Below are 15859 nucleotides of genomic sequence, written 5' to 3'. Positions count from 1 at the left end.
ATACTGAACGGAGATGATCCAAACTGTTAAAACTATTTCGTGATTTGAGAACGTATTGGCTGATGATCGCATTTGTTTTTCTGCTCGTATTTTTGCAATCGCTATCAGAGCTTTATTTGCCAACGCTAATGGCGGATATCGTGAACATCGGCATCATTAAAGGAGACACGGGTTACATAATGAAGCTTGGCGGTCTCATGCTCCTGATTACCGCTGCTGGTGTCGTATTTTCGATCGCGGCCAGCTATTATTCCTCGTCCATCGCAGCAGGCTTTGGCAAGCGGACGCGCAGCAAGCTTTTTGCCCTTGTTGAAAACTTCTCCTTGCACGAATTTGATAAAATCGGAACCGCCTCGCTCATTACGCGAACGACAAACGACGTGACTCAGGTGCAGCAGGTGCTTATTATGATGCTGCGCATGATGGTCATGGCACCGATGATGTGCATTGGCGGCATCATTATGGCTGTGTCAAAGGACGCAACGCTGTCGCTTGTATTTGTCGTAGTCGTTCCCATACTTGCGGGCACGATTATTTTTATCGGCTCCAAGGGCGTTGTTTTGTTCAAAGCGATGCAAATCAAAATCGACAAGCTAAATCTTGTGCTGCGCGAGGGCTTGACCGGCATACGCGTCATCCGCTCGTTTAACCGGACGGGCTTTGAGCAGCAGCGCTTTGAAAAGGCGAATAAGGATTTGACCGACACAGCCATCAAGGTAAACAAAGTGATGGCTTTTATGATGCCTGTTATGATGCTCATCCTTAACCTGTCGAGCGTTGCCATTTTGTGGTTTGGAAGCATAAGGATCAGCAATAACGATATGCAAATAGGGGATTTGATGGCTTTTCTGCAATATGCGATGCAAATTCTTTTCTCTTTGATCATGGTTGCGATGATGTTCATAATGGTGCCTCGCGCTTCCGTATCTGCCGTTCGTATTAACGAGGTGCTGGACATGAAGCCGGACATTGTCGATAAGCATGATGCTGGAGATGGCGAACGCGCAGTTTCAAGTGACGGCGTGGAATTCCGTGACGTAACCTTCAGCTACCCAGGCGCGGAGAAGCCTGCATTGTCAGCGATTTCGTTCACCGCGAAAGCGGGCGAGACGACTGCTATTATCGGCGGAACCGGATCGGGGAAATCGACGCTTGTCAATCTGATTCCGCGTTTCTATGATATTCAGGCGGGCAGCGTGCTTGTAAATGGTTTGGATGTTCGTAGCCTTTCGCAGCATAATCTGCGTGCGAGGATCGGATATGTGCCGCAGCAGGCGGTGCTGTTCACCGGAACGATAAGCGACAATATTAAGTACGGCAAAGAAGATGCGACGGATGAAGAAATTAGGCATGCAGCGCAGGTTGCGCAGGCCGCATCGTTTATCGCTGAAATGCCGGAGGGGTATGAGTCCATAATCGCGCAGGGAGGCACCAACGTATCAGGCGGACAGAAGCAGCGGCTTTCGATTGCGCGGGCGCTTGTGAGGAAACCTGATATTTATATTTTTGACGACAGCTTCTCCGCACTCGACTTTAAGACCGACGCGCTGCTTCGGGCAGCCCTAAAGGAAGAAACAAAGCAAGCCGCTGTTCTTATTGTGGCGCAGAGGGTAAGCACGGTTATTCATGCTGATAAAATTATCGTGCTTGACGAAGGCGAGATTGCCGGCATCGGCACACATCACGATTTGATGCAAACAAGCAGCGTTTATCGGGAGATCGTATCTTCGCAGCTGTCAGAGGAGGAAATGGCATGAGTGAGCGTCCGCATGACAAAACACCATCCAAGCCGGGCGGAGGACCTGGCTTCGGTCCTCCCGGCAGAGGCCCGATGGGGCCAGGAGGCGGCGGTGGGCCAATGGGCGCGCTGGGGATGCCGGTGCAGAAAGCGAAGGATTTTAAAGGAACGCTTCGCAGGCTGCTCGCTTATTTAAGGCCCCAACGAAAAAAACTGATTGTCGTAGTCGTGATGGCTATGCTGAGCACAGTGTTCTCGATCGTCAGCCCTAAGCTTATGGGTAATGCTACGACTGAAATTTTTGAAGGAATTATGGGCGGCGGCGTCGATTTTGACGCGATCATGCGCATCATTCTTATTTTGCTCGGACTGTATGTGTTAAGCTCGCTTTTTGCATACGTGCAGCAGTATGTGATGGCTGGCGTTGCCCAGAAAACCGTATACGGACTTCGCAATGACGTTAACGCCAAGCTGGCTAGGCTTCCTCTCGCGTTCTTCGATTCAAGGACGCATGGGGAAATTTTGAGCCGGACCGTCAATGATGTCGATAACATAAGCAATACGCTGCAGCAGAGCTTGACTCAGCTGATTACCTCGGTTGTGACGCTGATCGGCGTCATTATTATGATGTTGACGATCAGTCCGTTATTAACCGTAATCTTGCTGCTTACGCTGCCGCTTAGCTTTTTTGTGATCAAGGCGATCGCTTCCAGATCGCAAGGTTATTTTAAGTCGCAGCAGGCGCAGCTAGGGAAGCTTAACGGACATGTAGAGGAAATGTATACCGGCCATAAAATTATTAAGGCGTTTGGCCATGAGCGCAAATCGGTAGCCACCTTTGATGACATTAATGATGGTCTGTACCATTCCGGCCGCAAAGCGCAATTCATTTCCGGCATTATGATGCCCCTGATGTCGTTCATCAACAATATCGGTTACGTGCTGATCAGCGTCGTAGGCGGTATTCTCGTAACCCGTCAGGCGATCAAAATCGGAGACATTCAAGCCTTTATTCAATATGCGAGGCAGTTTTCCCAGCCGTTGACGCAGACAGCGAACATCGCAAACATTATCCAATCGACGATTGCATCGGCGGAGCGGGTGTTCGAGCTGCTTGACGAGCAGGAGGAGAGCGTGGAGCCAATTGGCAAAGAGGCAGCTGTTATCGCTTCGCCGAAAGGAAATGTTCGGTTTGAGCATGTGAAGTTTGGCTACAAAGAGGATGCAGTCCTCATTGGAGATATGAATATCGATGTGAAGCAGGGACAAATGGTTGCGATCGTAGGCCCGACGGGAGCCGGTAAAACGACATTAGTCAATTTGCTCCTTCGGTTTTACGAAATTAGAGATGGCAGCATAACCATTGACGGTGTAAATATTGCGAAGCTTAGACGGGGCGATTTGCGCACGCTGTTCGGGATGGTGCTTCAGGACACGTGGTTGTTCAACGGCACGATTCGTGACAATATCGCTTACGGACGCGAGGGAGCGACGGAAGCGCAAATTATTGAAGCGGCGCAAGCGGCGCATGCCGATCATTTTATCCGTACGCTGCCCGATGGTTATGACACGATTCTAAATGAGGAAGCATCGAACATTTCTCAGGGGCAGAAGCAGCTGCTTACTATCGCAAGAGCGATTCTTGCCGATCCTGCGATCCTCATTCTCGATGAAGCAACTAGCAGCGTTGATACGCGGACGGAAGCGCAAATTCAGAAAGCGATGGGCAGGCTGATGGAAGGGAGAACGAGCTTCGTCATTGCTCACCGCTTATCGACCATCAAAGATGCCGATATGATTCTCGTCATGAACCACGGTGACGTAATCGAGAAGGGCAGCCACGAGGTGCTTCTGGAAAAAGGCGGCTTCTATGCCGACTTGTACAACAGTCAGTTTTCCGACGAATCTGGCTCGGTAGCTTGATGGATTTGTGGTCTGTAAGCACGTATGCTTGCTTATAGACAGATATCGGCGAATCGGCGTTCTGTTCCGCGTCAGCTACCGCTGTTACTATCACAGTAAAAAGGTCAGTATCGAGGCGAGGGGAATCGCTTCGATGCTGACCTTTTCTTTTTTAGCAATTGGCGCTTGCTGCCAGGCATCTACAAGCTCCCGGCTTTTAAAAAAACGACAATCTTGCTGCGATCCATATCATAAATCGTATAGACCGTCTCAAAGGCGTGCTGTTCGCTCACGATAAAATGGTCTAGCAGAAGCTGAGCGAATTCCAGCGGACTTGCCGGGGATGGCTGAGCCAGCGTGCAAGGATTAAACCGATGGCCGTTCCACAGCAAATACTCCACTTCCACATTAGGGGAGACGGTAACGTATTCATGAAGCGCGGTGCGGATGGCTTGCCCATAAACGGGATCGTCGTAATCATGAAAGGGCTTCGCATAAATTAGATGGCGCGTCCCGTCCTCGCATTCGTTGGCCGTATGCTCGAACAGGCTGCTCTGGAATACGGTTGCATTTACGAGCTTGCGCATAAAAATATCGTCTCGTGTTATCACTTCATCGGTAATGGTTCGTACTACACGCTGATCCGGCTCGGACCATTCCATGTAGGCTAGCGAACAATTCACATCGATTACCGCCTCTCTGATTTAATCTTCGTGATGGTCTCGTCATTTGAAATAACGAATAGACGGGCTTCGGCTGGTATAAGCTCGTAGAGCTAACGAGTACGAGCAAGCGTAACCAAAACAACAAAGTAATGATTTAGACGAAGAAGCTTTATCGTAAGTTTCAATAACGGCTGCATGCCTGTAACCCTCTCTTCGAATACGGCTGTATCCACCATACTATCTTTTCAAGCATTTTCCAATGTGAATACAGCCTAAGCTGATCGCCTTCTTCATAGAATGAAGCCTTCCCATCCAGCTGTTAACGGACAACCTTTGTTCTACATGCATATGTTATAGCAGCAGAATGAAGGCGAGGTGGGGATTGTGCCCCAAATATGGTTATGTTCGATTAGCGGCTTGGCAGGTGCGGCAATTACGTTTGCATTCGGAGGCTGGGCTGAGTCTCTTACCTTATTAGTAGTTGCAATGGGCATAGATTATGTTACAGGAATTGCGGCAACCATTAAAGAAGGGAAGGGCTTAAACAGCGTCTTTGGCTCATGGGGACTGGCGCGCAAAGGTTTGATGCTGCTCGTTATTTTATTAACGCACCGAATCGATGTATTGCTTGAGCTGAACAATGTGACGATGGGTGGCGCCATTTATTTTTATATTGCCAACGAATTGATATCGATTACAGAAAATTATGGGCGGATCGGGCTGCCTCTGCCCGAGCAGCTTCGCAAAATAATCGAGGTGCTTAAAGAAAAGAAGTAAATATTGGATAGACGGAAATTCACTTGCATGAAATCGTTGTCCCTGGCTATAATAAGAACAGATGTTCTTATTTGGAGGGGTGGCAATGGCCGCTAATGAGGAAGAAGCCCGCGGCAGAGTCAGAACGGCATCGCATCCGCCGATACAGACGGAGGAAGAGCTTGAGCTCGTGAAGCGTTACGTGCTGCTTGGAATCGTTATGCGTATTTTGGATCATGATATACGAGTAATCGGCACATCCGCGATTAAGCTTCCGCGGTTTTACGATTCCATGCTTCGCGGCATGCAGGATCGCGTGCTGCTTGAGCTTGCCGCGATCAGAAGACAGTTTCGGGAAACGGGCATTAAGGTATACGAGGAGAAGCGTGAAACGGACGGCTTGCATGCCGAATATGTGTGCAGAGGCTACCATCACAAGTTTTTTATGCTGTGGGGTTTCGTGAAGGCGGAGTCCGAACGAGTATTAAAACAGTATTTGTCCAGCTAATTTTGAATTTGTTCATGGTTTTGTCAAAATAACAAAAAAACTTTTCCTCTTTCGGTAGTTTAAGGTTGAGAACATCGGACCATCTTATGTAATATAAGAGGTAGACATTATGAACGCAAAGGGGAGCACATAGCAATGCATAAGTGGATTATGTTTACTTTATTTGCAGCGGCGTCGTTGCTGGGCTTATATTTGCTCACATTCGCCTTGCCGCCTAAGCCGGTTGACGAGTCAGCCTCGTTGCCAGAGGGCATGAGTTTAATGAAAGTAGTAGCATCCAACGATTTCGTATTTGATCAAGCGGAGTACAAGGTGAAAGTTGGAGACAAGGTTAGACTTAAGCTATCCAATAAAAGCGGCATTCACGGTTTGAAAATTGATGAGCTTCAAGTAGCTTTGGATAATGACCACCCAGAAACGGACTTGGAATTTACAGAGCCAGGCACCTACAAGATCTATTGCTCCATCCCGTGCGGCCAAGGACATACAACGATGCATTCTACATTAGTTGTTGAAGCTGCCTGACCCCTAAACCGATTGATGGACCGTAAACATGCGAAAGGAGCCGAAAGGCTCCTTTTTGTTGAAATAAATAGTTATCGTGCCGAGCGGGGATGGCGTTCGCTATCTCGGCCGCGCGCAATCAGCACATCGGCTACAAAGCCAAGCAGCGCCCAAGTGATGATGGTAAGTGCATACATAAGCAGGACGCTTACCTCATGCACGTCGACAAATAAATCAACGACCCATGCGGGAATGCTCAGCATGAAAAAAATAAAGTTGTGCGGGTCGTAACCCGTGTAATTAAACAAGCAGATTGCAACTCCAATTAATGTAGCAACAATTGTTACCGGGTAGCGCATAACGTTCCGATCTCCTTCGCGTTAAAGATTGCCGTAATGCGACTGCATAGGTTATTATGTGACAAAAGGACGAAAGTCATGCGACAAAATCAGAGGAGGAACAATAAATGATTACTCATATCGTATTTTTTAAATTAAAGGATGGCAGCGAAGAGAGCGTGGCACGTACCGCACAGGTGCTTAGAGATATGGAAGGCCAGATCGAAGTGCTGAAATACATTGAGGTTGGCATTGACATCGTACATTCGGAGCGTTCATACGATATTGCGCTTATTACGAAATTTGAATCCTTGGAAGCATTAGAGGTTTATCAAGTGCACCCTGTACATAAAAAAGTAATCGAGCATATGATGCAAGTTCGCGAAGCTTCCGTCAGCATTGATTTTGAGAGCTGAGAGGCAGGTTAACGGCTTATGAGTGACATGAGAGATGTTTATGAAGTGCTGACGTATTTGTTAGTCATTATTTTTAGCAGTATTATTATGGTAGCATGGCTTAAACGCAAGGCGAAAAAAAAGAAGTAAGGCTGAAAGCGGGCGACTGATTGATGTATTATGTGAATCGCGAACAAATTGCCGTACGGTTGAATTCGATTACCGAAGTTGCATCTGCGCTGCAGTCGCTTGCCGCTAATTGGCAGGGGACAGTGCTTGAAGGCTTGGCGCAGGAGAGAGCGCTGCATCTGGCCATAGAAACCGTGACGGATGTGGGCAGCTTCCTGATCGACGGATTTATTTTGCGGGATGCGAGCAGCTATGAGGATATCATTGATATTACGGGCGAGGCAGGCGCATTCCCAGCGGACATGCACGGAACGCTGACGGAGCTTGTGAAGCTGCGCAAGCCGCTCGTACAGGATTATTACGTCTGGCAGCGGACGGAGCTTCATCCCCTTACCGAAGTGCTTTCCACGCTCATGCCTGCCTTCAAGCAAGCGGTTGAGCACTATTTGGAACGCGAGCTGTAGGTAAAATATGCTTGATTTACGAAGAAGTCAAAATACGTTACAATGACGCTATCAAGCCTGCAAAGGTGGTGAAGGGTTGAAGCGGACAAGAGCGGTAGAAGCGGCAGACATGACGGCAGATTCACGGAGAGACAGTTCTACGCGCGAGAGAATTTTGATGCTGCTCAAAACTAGCGGCAGAATGAACGCCGGCGACTTGTCGAGCGAGCTTGCGCTGACAGAGATGGCGATTCGGCGGCATATGTATGCGCTTGAGAGCGAAGGCAGCGTTAACATCGTGGCTGTGCGCCAGGCAATGGGCAGACCATTGCATGCGTATGAGCTGACGGCTGAGGCGGACGAGCTTTTCCCAAAAAATTATCATGTTCTCGCGCTGGATTTGCTTGACGAGCTGGCGGAAGACCCGGATACTGCAGCGCTTATCGATCGGATGTTTGAAGGCAGGAAGAAGAAGCTGCTTGATCGCTATGAGCCGCGCATGGCGGGCAAAAGCTTGGAGCAGAAGGTCAGCGAGCTTGCTGTCATCCAAAATGCCGGGGGCTACATGGCAGAAGTGGAGACGAGGAGCGACGGCAGCTTTATGCTCTACGAGTATAACTGTCCGATTGCGCAGGTTGCCGGGAAGTACCAGCAAGCATGCCGATGCGAGCTGTCATTGTTTAAATCATTGCTTGACGTGCCTGTAGAACGAACGGAATGTTTGGCTAAGGGCGGCGGCAAATGCAGCTATCACATTGGTTAACGAACATATTTAGACAATAGCAAGGTTGTTTTGGCAGATCTGAGAAGATCTGCTGAGGCAGCCTTTTTTTGTTGGGCAAAAAATGATTTTTTTATCAGCTGTGTCCTGACAAGCCCATGCTGCTTATACTGTCATTACGCCAGTGGGCATTCGTCTAGGAGCGCAAACGTATGGTCCTGCGATTGATTGAGGGGGAGGGATACGGTCATGATCATGACATGGAGTGCGGCCATTGCAGCCGGTGCATTTGTTGTACTGGCAGCAGGCATACTACTAGCATTGCGAGCAGCGCTTAACAAGCTTGGGCAAGTGCAAGCAGCGGCTGATAAGGTGCAGCAGGATTTGCAGAAGCTGTCGCTTGAGCTTAGCGGGCTTATACAACCGGCAGAAGAGACGATTAGAGCTGCGCATAAGCAACTGGAATCCGCGAGCAAGCTGTTCGAGGCTGCGGGGCAGGTCGGGGGAGCGATTGCGCATACGACATCGGCAGCCGAGCGCATATCGTCCGTATTATCGGAGTCGGCGGAGCATCACGCGAAACGGTACGAGACGAAGCGGCAGGTCGGCGAAGCGCTTGAATGGGCTGAGCTAGGAATGGCGGCATGGCAGCTGTGGCAAACTAGCCGAAAGGCGGCGGCACCTGCTGAGAATGACATGGACGCGTACCAGAATCGGGTTCCTGATCAATAACCATAGACGAAGAGCACGCTAAAAACGAGAGGAGCAACTATAATGTCAACACGTAAACAAACTAAAGGATTTTTGCTTGGCGCATTAGCCGGAGGTGTCGTAGGTTCGGTTACTGCTTTATTATTGGCGCCAAAGGCTGGCAAGGAGCTGCGTCAGGATATTTCAGTTCAAGCGCATAAGGTAAGCGATACGACAGTGAAGGTTGCTGGTCAAGTAAGTGATACAACGGGCCGCATTGCCAAGCAAATTGGAGATCAAGCGGTTCAAATCGCGGGCAAAACACGGCAAGCAGCAAGCAGCGTCGTCAGCAGCGTAAGATCGCGCAGCAAAGGCACGGAGGAAACAGAAGCCGTTGAAGCTATCATTGAAGCGACTGACGGCCAAGAAGCAAGCGCAATCGGAGCGGTAGAAGCTGGAGAGACAGAAGCGGCTGCATCCAAGGAGCTTTAATCCAAACATAGTCATGCATGGTGTGGGATAAGGACGAAAAAAAAGGCAAACTGCTCTGAGCGATTGCTCCTGCAGCTTGCCTTTTTCTTCGAAACGAGAATTAACCCACTATGTTGCTGTGATCACGAATGGCGACTGCATGAAGAAGAGATGCGAGCGGCTCCATATTGTAATCTTTTCTGGATGGGGACGAGGCGGTTATCGCTTCGCCTGGGCCAACAACGAAGATCTCGTCGTTCAAATGGCCGATATAGGCTCCGTCATGAACGACGGCGCCTTCGCCGATAATGGCGCGATGAATAGTGACATTCCGACCGATTCTGGCGCCAGGCATAATGATGCTTTCGTATATTTCGGTATTTGCTCCAATCGACACACCCGAGCAGACGATGGAGCGGGTCACTTCCGCTTCTACGGTGGATGCCGGATGAAGAATGGAATCTGTAATCGCCGCTCGTGGACTCAAGTAGGGCTTGTCGATGGTCGTATTTTTGCCGGACATTGCAGGCCATCCGTTAGACCCAAGCCGCAGCTCGCCATCCAAGAGGTCCATGTTGGCCTCCCAGAGGCTGTCGATTGTGCCGACATCCCGCCAATAACCCTCGAACGGGTAAGCGGCCATATGAGCATTAGAGGAAAGAATGGCTGGAATGACATCTTTGCCAAAATCATGACTGGAATCCGGATTAACGGAATCCTCTAGCAGGAACCTCTTTAAATCCGCCCACCGGAACAAATAAATGCCCATGGATGCTAAATTGCTTTGCGGCTCAGCCGGTTTTTCATGGAAGGAGCTGACGCGATACTGCTCATCCGTTGTTAGGATGCCAAATCGGCTTGCCTCGCGCCATGCCACTTGCTTGACGGCTATCGTAGCTGCTGCGCCGCGTTCCTTATGGAACTCCAGCATAGGCTTATAATCCATTTCATAAATATGGTCGCCGGAGAGAATCAGCACATGCTCAGCGCCTTGCTGGTCGATATAATCCATGTTCTGATAAATCGCGTCGGCGGTTCCGGCATATCCCGTTAAGCATTTGCGTGAGGATGGGAGAAGGGAAATGCCGCGTGAACCAATATTTTCGGAAAATTCATGATCCGTGTTTGCTACATAGTTATGGACAGAGTCCGCGCAGTACTGCGTTAGGACGCCGATTGTCGTGATATTGGAATTTGCACAGTTATTCAGCGGGAAATCGATCATTCGAAAGCGATCGCCAAAAGGAATGATAGGTTTGGCTGCTTGACTCGTAAGCGGAGCTAATCGTCGACCTTCACCGCCGGCTAACAACATGGCAATGCAATCAGTATGTTTTTTCAATGAAATTTCCCCCTGTCCGTTATGAGTAGTTGCTGCGAGCGTCCGTTAACGACTAAAAATCTTTAACCTACCGAAGCGGCTTTTAAACCGAAGCGTCAAAATTAAATGTCCCGGCATAATATCCGGAAGTCGAGCGGCTTAAGCTCGAGCTGAAGCTGCTTGTCGATTGTCGCTACCTGATCGCCAGTAAGCGCGTCGCGCCAGTCGTCCGCTTCCATGCCATGCGTAAGTGTGAGCGCATCCTCCGTATTGTTCATCCAAATCGTAAAATGCTGCTTATTGTTCAAACGCTCAAAGAGCAAAGCTCCTTTTTCGTTATCGGCAAACAGGAAGCGGAATCGCCCGTCGCGGAGGGCAGGATGCTGCTTGCGCAGCGCAATCATGAGCTGGTAAAAATCAAACAGCTCACGATCCTGCTTCTCCTGGTCCCATTCCATACATCTGCGGCAATCGGGATCATCTCCGCCCTCCATGCCGATTTCATCGCCATAATAGACGCATGGAATACCCATGGATGTGAGCATAAAAACGACGGCCAGCTTTAAACGCTGCTTGTTGCCGCCGAGTGCCGTCGCCGCACGGACGGTATCATGGCTGGATAGAAGATTAAATAAGGCCTCATTGGTTTGCTGCGGGTATCTCATGAGCAATCGGTTAATTTGGTCGGCAAAATCCGATGCGAGCCCTTCGGACGAAGCGAAAAAATCCAAGACACAATTCGTAAACGGATAATTCATCGCGGAATCAAATTCATCCCCATGCAGCCAATTGAGCGAATTGCCCCATACCTCGCCGATAATGAAAGCATCGGGTTTCTCCGATCTGATCGCAGCGCGAAAATCCCGCCAGAAGGCGTGGTCGATCTCATTGGCGACATCAAGTCTCCATCCGTCGATATCGGCTTCTTTTATCCAGTAAACCGCAATATCAAGCAAATACTGCTTGACCTCGGGATTCGCCGTATTCAGCTTGGGCATATTGCCATAAAAGCCGAAGGTGGCATAATTGGCGACGCCATCTTTAACCTCAACGGGAAAATCCTTCAGATGGAACCAGTCCTTGTACTTGGAGCTTTCTCCATTCTTCAGCACGTCTTGAAAGGGTGGGAACTGCTCGCTCGTATGATTGAATACGGCATCCAGCACGACACGGATCTCAAGGTCATGGCAGGCTTTGACGAGCTTCTTAAGCAATTCGGCATCTCCGAACTGAGGATCGATTTGCTTATAATCGACCGTGTCATATTTGTGATTGGAGGGAGCAGTAAATAAAGGCATCAAATAAATCGCATTAATGCCTAGATTCGTTAGATGGTCAAGATTGCCAAGGATGCCTTGCAGATCCCCGCCAAAATGGGATTCGCCGGATGGCGGCTCGCCCCAAGGCTGCGTGCCTTCAGGATCATTGCTTGTATCGCCATTCGCGTAACGATCAGGCATGATTTGATAGAAGATGGCATCCTTCGCCCATTCGGGTGCTGCAAACAGATCGATGGCATGTATGTATGGAACATCATAATACCCGCCGGCTGGGGCAGGCTGCTCCTCAAAGATGCCGTTCTCGATAAGCCATAACGTCTCTTCGCCGCTCCGAACGCGAAAGCCGTAAGAAAAGCGCCGCTGCTCGGGTTTGATGACCGCCTCCCAATAATCGAATAAGGGGTCCGCCGCAATTTTCTCCATCTGGACGTCCAGACGATAGTTATCCCAGTCGTATTTGTCGCCTGTTAACGCTACAGCTTCTTCGACATCGTTCCGTTTAGTGCGGAGCCTGAGATGATAAGTATCGCAATCGTAAGCATATGCCCATTTCAAATCGGGCGAATGGTGCAAGCATTCCTTGAACATTGGCTCCCACTCCTCTATATATGATTTTGGCCTGCAAAAAATAAGCGTTATCCGCGAAGCAATGATTCTGCGCCGTCAATGAAGATGGCTGTACCTGATATATGGCTCGATTCCTCTGAAGCAAGGAACAATGCCAGCTTGGCCACTTGCGCGGCGCTTCCTGGCCCATGCTCCAGCGGCTGGCTGCCCTCGGGATATTCAACGGGAATCGTTACGCGCTCCAGCTCCGGCGTCCGCTCGGTGTTTTGTTCGATATTCGTCTGAATAGCGCCAGGGCAGATGGCATTGACCCGAATTTTGTACTTGGCAAGCTCCAGCGCTGCCATTTTGGCGAATGCAACCTGTCCCGCCTTGGTGCTGCTGTAAGCGCTAAATCCGATATTGGAAAATACGCGGTTGCCGTTAATGGAGCTAGTAATCAGGATGCTGCCGCCTTTTTCTTTTAATAAAGGGATCGCATGCTTAACGGTAAGGAAGGTTCCGCTCAAATTTACCTGCAGCGTCGTATTCCAATCGTCGAAGTCCATAAGCTCGATCGGTGTCAATACGCCGTTAATGCCGGCATTGGCATAGACGATATCGAGCTTACCGTAATGTTCCCCCACCTGCCGGTAGGCGTTTGCAAGCTGAATTTCATTCGAAATGTCAGTCTCGATCGCAAGGCAATCTACGTTATAGAGGCGAACACTGCGGCAAACCTCTTCCATTTCAGCTTCCTTGACATCAAGAAGGGCCAGGTCAGCGCCTTCCTTCGCAAACTTCAATGCGGTTGCTTTGCCTATTCCGGAGCCTGCCCCCGTAATGAGCGCAACCTTCCCTTGCAATCGGCCGACGGGGAATTGATTATTTGTCATCGAAAATTCCTCCTTATTCATAAAAAAGGTTTAACATACGCTGTGTAATTGTTTTAATGCTATTTACCCGATATCGAGCTAACGAAACAAGCAGCCGATTCGCATATAAAGCAAAAAAGGACCACGAAGCTACTTAACGTAGCCATTCGTGGTCCTTATTGACGCGCATAAGGCGCGTAGGTGAATCATTTTTATTACATATGATTGACTTGAGGCTCTGTGCCTGCGGCTGCTTTTTCTTCCTTCGTCTGTTGGACAAGCTTTACGTTTCTCAGCAGCAGCGTAAGGACCGTTCCGATTAGAATGAATACTAACCCAACCCAGAAGACGGTATGCAGAGAATCGATCAGCGTTGATTTTACGACGGGCACCATTTTGTCGGTAAGCTCCTTCGGAAATTGCGTCAACATCTTCGGATCAAGCAGCGTTGAATAAACGGCTTGCGGATTTGAAGCAACGGTTGCCGAGGTTTGATCCGCGAATTGCTTCGCTTCCTCAGGCAGCTGTCCGAGAAGCGGAACGAGCCGTTCCTTCAAATGGCTGCTCGATTGCATGTTCATAACAGCACCCAGCAGCGTCATGCCGAACGTACCGCCGATCTGACGGAAGAACGTACTGGAGGAGGTAACGACGCCGAGCTGCGATTTTGGATACGATTCTTGAAGGACGAGCGTGAGAAGCGGCATAACAAGCCCGATTCCGATACCCAAAATAACCATGAAGGATGATGCGGTCAGTTTAGCCGTCGATGCGTCGAGCGTTGTAAGCAGGAAAAATGCGGCTGCTACAACGATCATACCGATTGCGAGCTGCAAGCGTACGCCGATTTTGTAAACGACTTGACCGCCGATCACGCTGAAAATCATCATGGAAATCATCATGGGCATCATAACGGTACCCGACTCGGAAGCCGAAATGCCTACGATCCATTGCATGAAGAGCGGCACGAACATAATAGCGCCGAACATCCCAAGGCTCATAAAGAAGCCGATTCCGTTGATCATCGTAAAGGTTCTGTCTTTGAATAGCTTAACTGGCAAAATAGGCTCTTCTGTCGTTGCTTCGATGCGGACAAACACCGTCAAAGATACGATGGCTAGAACGAATAAGCCGATGATTTGCCAAGAAAGCCAGTCAAATTCACTGCCGCCAAGCGATAGGCCAAGCAATAGGCTGACTACCCCGATAACCATGGTGAATATACCTGGCCAGTCAAATTTGACAGGGCCTTCTGCCTTTTTGCCGCTGAGGGAGATTGCAATCAAAATCGTTGCAAGGATACCAACGGGCAAGTTGATGTAAAAGACCCAGCGCCAGTCCCAAGCATCGACGATCCAGCCGCCAACCTGCGGGCCAAGCACGGAGGAGAGGCCGAATACCGCTGCAAAAACGCCCTGCCATTTGGCACGCTGCTTGCCTGTGAACAAGTCACCGATAATGATCATCGCCATCGGCATCATAATACCGCCGCCAAGACCTTGAATCGCGCGGAAAATAATAAGCTGTTCAATATTTCCGGCCAAGCCGCATAACGCCGAGCCAATAATGAAAATAATAATACCGCTGACGTAAACGAGCTTCCGGCCAAGCAAATCGGCGAGCTTGCCAGCGATCGGGACGATCGTAGTTGAGGTAAGCATGTAGGCGGTAGTCAGCCATGCCATCAGCTCTAAGCCGCCCATTTCTCTAATAATAGTTGGCATCGCGGTGCCGACGATCGTGCCGTCAAGCGCTGCGAATAACATCGCAATGAGCAATCCGATAATCAATAAGCCGCGCTTATTGCCGGAATCGGATGAAGGTAGCGGTGCCGCCGCTTGTTTTGTGTTTTCCATCTGTGTTTAACTCCTGTTCTTCTGTTAGTCAGTCGCTTCGCGGCGCGTTAATTGTCCTTCGAAAGCTCGGCTGCTATTTTCTCAAATGTTTGTACGAATTGAAGCATTTCCGCCTGGTCCATCTCTCGCAGATGATGCTTCATCAAAGCCTGGACATCACCTTTTATACGAAGCAGCGCTTCGCTTCCTTTGTCCGTGCACTGAACAAGAACGACGCGTCGGTCTTTCGAATCGTGGATGCGCTCGGCGTAGCCGTTGTTCACAAGACGATCGAGCATCACCGTAATGGCGCTTGGTTTCACTTCCATCTTGTCGGCCAAACGGGATACGGTAATGTTTTGCTCGTTCGAAATAATGCCCAAAATAAAGCACTGGGGAGCGGTCAAGTCGTTGTCCAGCTTCTGCGAAATGAGTGATCCAAGCCTGCGATGGGTTGTCATCATGGCTCTATGGAATCGTTCTACGATAAGCTCAGAAGTCGGATCAGACTGCGGCTGCATATGGGTTCACCTCTTTTTCTGTTCAGTAATTAATAGTTAAAGCATTTAAATATTAAGTTATATACATTTAAGTTGTCAACAAGAAAATAAAGCTCACGGAACGCTGATTTTTGGCAGCCCGACCGGTCGTGAAAAAGAAGCGCAAGGCATGCTGTTTTGGGCTTTTAACTTCGTTGAACCTTGTCCGAGTTTGCGCTAAGATAGAGGTACGTTTTTGTGCC

Annotated in this window: 17 protein-coding genes; 10 read left to right on the top strand and 7 right to left on the bottom strand. The window is 49.4% G+C overall.

The window, feature by feature from the left end; genetic code table 11:
- Nucleotides 1–23: 23 nt before the first annotated feature.
- Nucleotides 24–1757: an ABC transporter ATP-binding protein gene (locus tag A7975_RS12130; protein WP_065385264.1), complete on the top strand. Its 1734-nt coding sequence runs from the start codon at nt 24–26 to the stop codon at nt 1755–1757.
- Nucleotides 1754–3661, top strand: a complete 1908-nt coding sequence (locus tag A7975_RS12125) for an ABC transporter ATP-binding protein (RefSeq protein ID WP_065385263.1) — start codon at nt 1754–1756, stop codon at nt 3659–3661. Before A7975_RS12130 ends, A7975_RS12125 begins: the two co-directional genes overlap by 4 nt.
- Before the next feature lie 179 nt (nt 3662–3840).
- Here the strand turns inward: A7975_RS12125 and A7975_RS12120 are convergent, their stop codons facing one another.
- Complete coding sequence (locus A7975_RS12120) at nt 3841–4323, bottom strand: hypothetical protein (protein WP_141680284.1); 483 nt, start codon at nt 4321–4323, stop codon at nt 3841–3843.
- A 357-nt stretch (nt 4324–4680) separates the two neighbouring features.
- Here A7975_RS12120 and A7975_RS12115 point away from each other — a divergent pair, with 357 nt between their 5' ends.
- The 3 genes from A7975_RS12115 (at nt 4681) to A7975_RS12105 (ending at nt 6094) form a co-directional block, all read left to right on the top strand.
- Entirely contained in the window at nt 4681–5082 is a 402-nt protein-coding gene (locus tag A7975_RS12115) for a phage holin family protein (protein ID WP_065385261.1), read from the top strand.
- 85 nt (nt 5083–5167) lie between these two features.
- Nucleotides 5168–5569, top strand: coding sequence for a YhjD family protein (locus A7975_RS12110; protein WP_053376970.1), 402 nt, complete (start codon nt 5168–5170; stop codon nt 5567–5569).
- A 135-nt stretch (nt 5570–5704) separates the two neighbouring features.
- Nucleotides 5705–6094, top strand: a complete 390-nt coding sequence (locus tag A7975_RS12105; RefSeq protein WP_053376969.1) for a cupredoxin domain-containing protein — start codon at nt 5705–5707, stop codon at nt 6092–6094.
- A 71-nt stretch (nt 6095–6165) separates the two neighbouring features.
- Here the strand turns inward: A7975_RS12105 and A7975_RS12100 are convergent, their stop codons facing one another.
- Nucleotides 6166–6432: a hypothetical protein gene (locus A7975_RS12100; RefSeq protein ID WP_053376968.1), complete on the bottom strand. Its 267-nt coding sequence runs from the start codon at nt 6430–6432 to the stop codon at nt 6166–6168.
- A 107-nt stretch (nt 6433–6539) separates the two neighbouring features.
- Here A7975_RS12100 and A7975_RS12095 point away from each other — a divergent pair, with 107 nt between their 5' ends.
- The 5 genes from A7975_RS12095 (at nt 6540) to A7975_RS12075 (ending at nt 9281) form a co-directional block, all read left to right on the top strand.
- The gene (locus tag A7975_RS12095) at nt 6540–6827 is read left to right on the top strand and encodes a Dabb family protein (protein ID WP_053376967.1); all 288 of its coding nucleotides are present in this window, start codon (nt 6540–6542) and stop codon (nt 6825–6827) included.
- A gap of 152 nt (nt 6828–6979) precedes the next feature.
- The gene (locus A7975_RS12090) at nt 6980–7399 is read left to right on the top strand and encodes a DUF86 domain-containing protein (protein WP_053376966.1); all 420 of its coding nucleotides are present in this window, start codon (nt 6980–6982) and stop codon (nt 7397–7399) included.
- A 76-nt stretch (nt 7400–7475) separates the two neighbouring features.
- Nucleotides 7476–8141 carry a helix-turn-helix transcriptional regulator gene (locus A7975_RS12085; protein WP_483295916.1) on the top strand — a complete coding sequence of 222 codons (666 nt, stop codon included), beginning with the start codon at nt 7476–7478 and terminating at the stop codon, nt 8139–8141.
- Between the two features lie 207 nt (nt 8142–8348).
- Complete coding sequence (locus A7975_RS12080) at nt 8349–8831, top strand: DUF948 domain-containing protein (protein WP_065385260.1); 483 nt, start codon at nt 8349–8351, stop codon at nt 8829–8831.
- 42 nt (nt 8832–8873) lie between these two features.
- Nucleotides 8874–9281, top strand: coding sequence for a YtxH domain-containing protein (locus tag A7975_RS12075; RefSeq protein WP_053376964.1), 408 nt, complete (start codon nt 8874–8876; stop codon nt 9279–9281).
- A 100-nt stretch (nt 9282–9381) separates the two neighbouring features.
- Here A7975_RS12075 and A7975_RS12070 read toward each other — a convergent pair whose 3' ends face one another.
- The 5 genes from A7975_RS12070 to A7975_RS12050 form a co-directional block, all read right to left on the bottom strand.
- Nucleotides 9382–10602, bottom strand: coding sequence for a sugar phosphate nucleotidyltransferase (locus A7975_RS12070; protein WP_255314265.1), 1221 nt, complete (start codon nt 10600–10602; stop codon nt 9382–9384).
- 101 nt (nt 10603–10703) lie between these two features.
- Nucleotides 10704–12449, bottom strand: a complete 1746-nt coding sequence (locus A7975_RS12065) for an alpha-glycosidase (RefSeq protein ID WP_065385259.1) — start codon at nt 12447–12449, stop codon at nt 10704–10706.
- Nucleotides 12450–12496: 47 nt separating this feature from the next.
- A complete protein-coding gene (locus tag A7975_RS12060) occupies nt 12497–13303 on the bottom strand; it encodes an SDR family oxidoreductase (protein ID WP_053376962.1) in 807 nt (268 codons plus the stop codon).
- 194 nt (nt 13304–13497) lie between these two features.
- Nucleotides 13498–15138 carry an MDR family MFS transporter gene (locus A7975_RS12055; RefSeq protein WP_065385258.1) on the bottom strand — a complete coding sequence of 547 codons (1641 nt, stop codon included), beginning with the start codon at nt 15136–15138 and terminating at the stop codon, nt 13498–13500.
- Between the two features lie 47 nt (nt 15139–15185).
- Nucleotides 15186–15638, bottom strand: a complete 453-nt coding sequence (locus tag A7975_RS12050; protein WP_065385257.1) for a MarR family winged helix-turn-helix transcriptional regulator — start codon at nt 15636–15638, stop codon at nt 15186–15188.
- Nucleotides 15639–15859 lie beyond the last annotated feature (221 nt).

Source organism: Bacillus sp. FJAT-26390 (genome assembly GCF_001682865.1).
Lineage (GTDB): Bacteria > Bacillota > Bacilli > Paenibacillales > Paenibacillaceae > Pristimantibacillus.
The sequence above is the reverse complement of the archived record's forward strand: the minus strand, read 5'-3'. Positions and strand labels throughout refer to the sequence as shown.

Bases quoted from the DNA above. Each gene is read 5' to 3' on its own strand.
- A7975_RS12125 (WP_065385263.1), top strand. From the start codon at position 1,754: ATGAGTGAGCGTCCGCATGACAAAACACCATCCAAGCCGGGCGGAGGA.
- A7975_RS12110 (WP_053376970.1), top strand. From the start codon at position 5,168: ATGGCCGCTAATGAGGAAGAAGCCCGCGGCAGAGTCAGAACGGCATCG.
- A7975_RS12105 (WP_053376969.1), top strand. From the start codon at position 5,705: ATGCATAAGTGGATTATGTTTACTTTATTTGCAGCGGCGTCGTTGCTG.
- A7975_RS12100 (WP_053376968.1), bottom strand. From the start codon at position 6,432: ATGCGCTACCCGGTAACAATTGTTGCTACATTAATTGGAGTTGCAATC.
- A7975_RS12095 (WP_053376967.1), top strand. From the start codon at position 6,540: ATGATTACTCATATCGTATTTTTTAAATTAAAGGATGGCAGCGAAGAG.
- A7975_RS12090 (WP_053376966.1), top strand. From the start codon at position 6,980: ATGTATTATGTGAATCGCGAACAAATTGCCGTACGGTTGAATTCGATT.
- A7975_RS12080 (WP_065385260.1), top strand. From the start codon at position 8,349: ATGATCATGACATGGAGTGCGGCCATTGCAGCCGGTGCATTTGTTGTA.
- A7975_RS12075 (WP_053376964.1), top strand. From the start codon at position 8,874: ATGTCAACACGTAAACAAACTAAAGGATTTTTGCTTGGCGCATTAGCC.
- A7975_RS12065 (WP_065385259.1), bottom strand. From the start codon at position 12,449: ATGTTCAAGGAATGCTTGCACCATTCGCCCGATTTGAAATGGGCATAT.
- A7975_RS12060 (WP_053376962.1), bottom strand. From the start codon at position 13,303: ATGACAAATAATCAATTCCCCGTCGGCCGATTGCAAGGGAAGGTTGCG.
- A7975_RS12055 (WP_065385258.1), bottom strand. From the start codon at position 15,138: ATGGAAAACACAAAACAAGCGGCGGCACCGCTACCTTCATCCGATTCC.
- A7975_RS12050 (WP_065385257.1), bottom strand. From the start codon at position 15,638: ATGCAGCCGCAGTCTGATCCGACTTCTGAGCTTATCGTAGAACGATTC.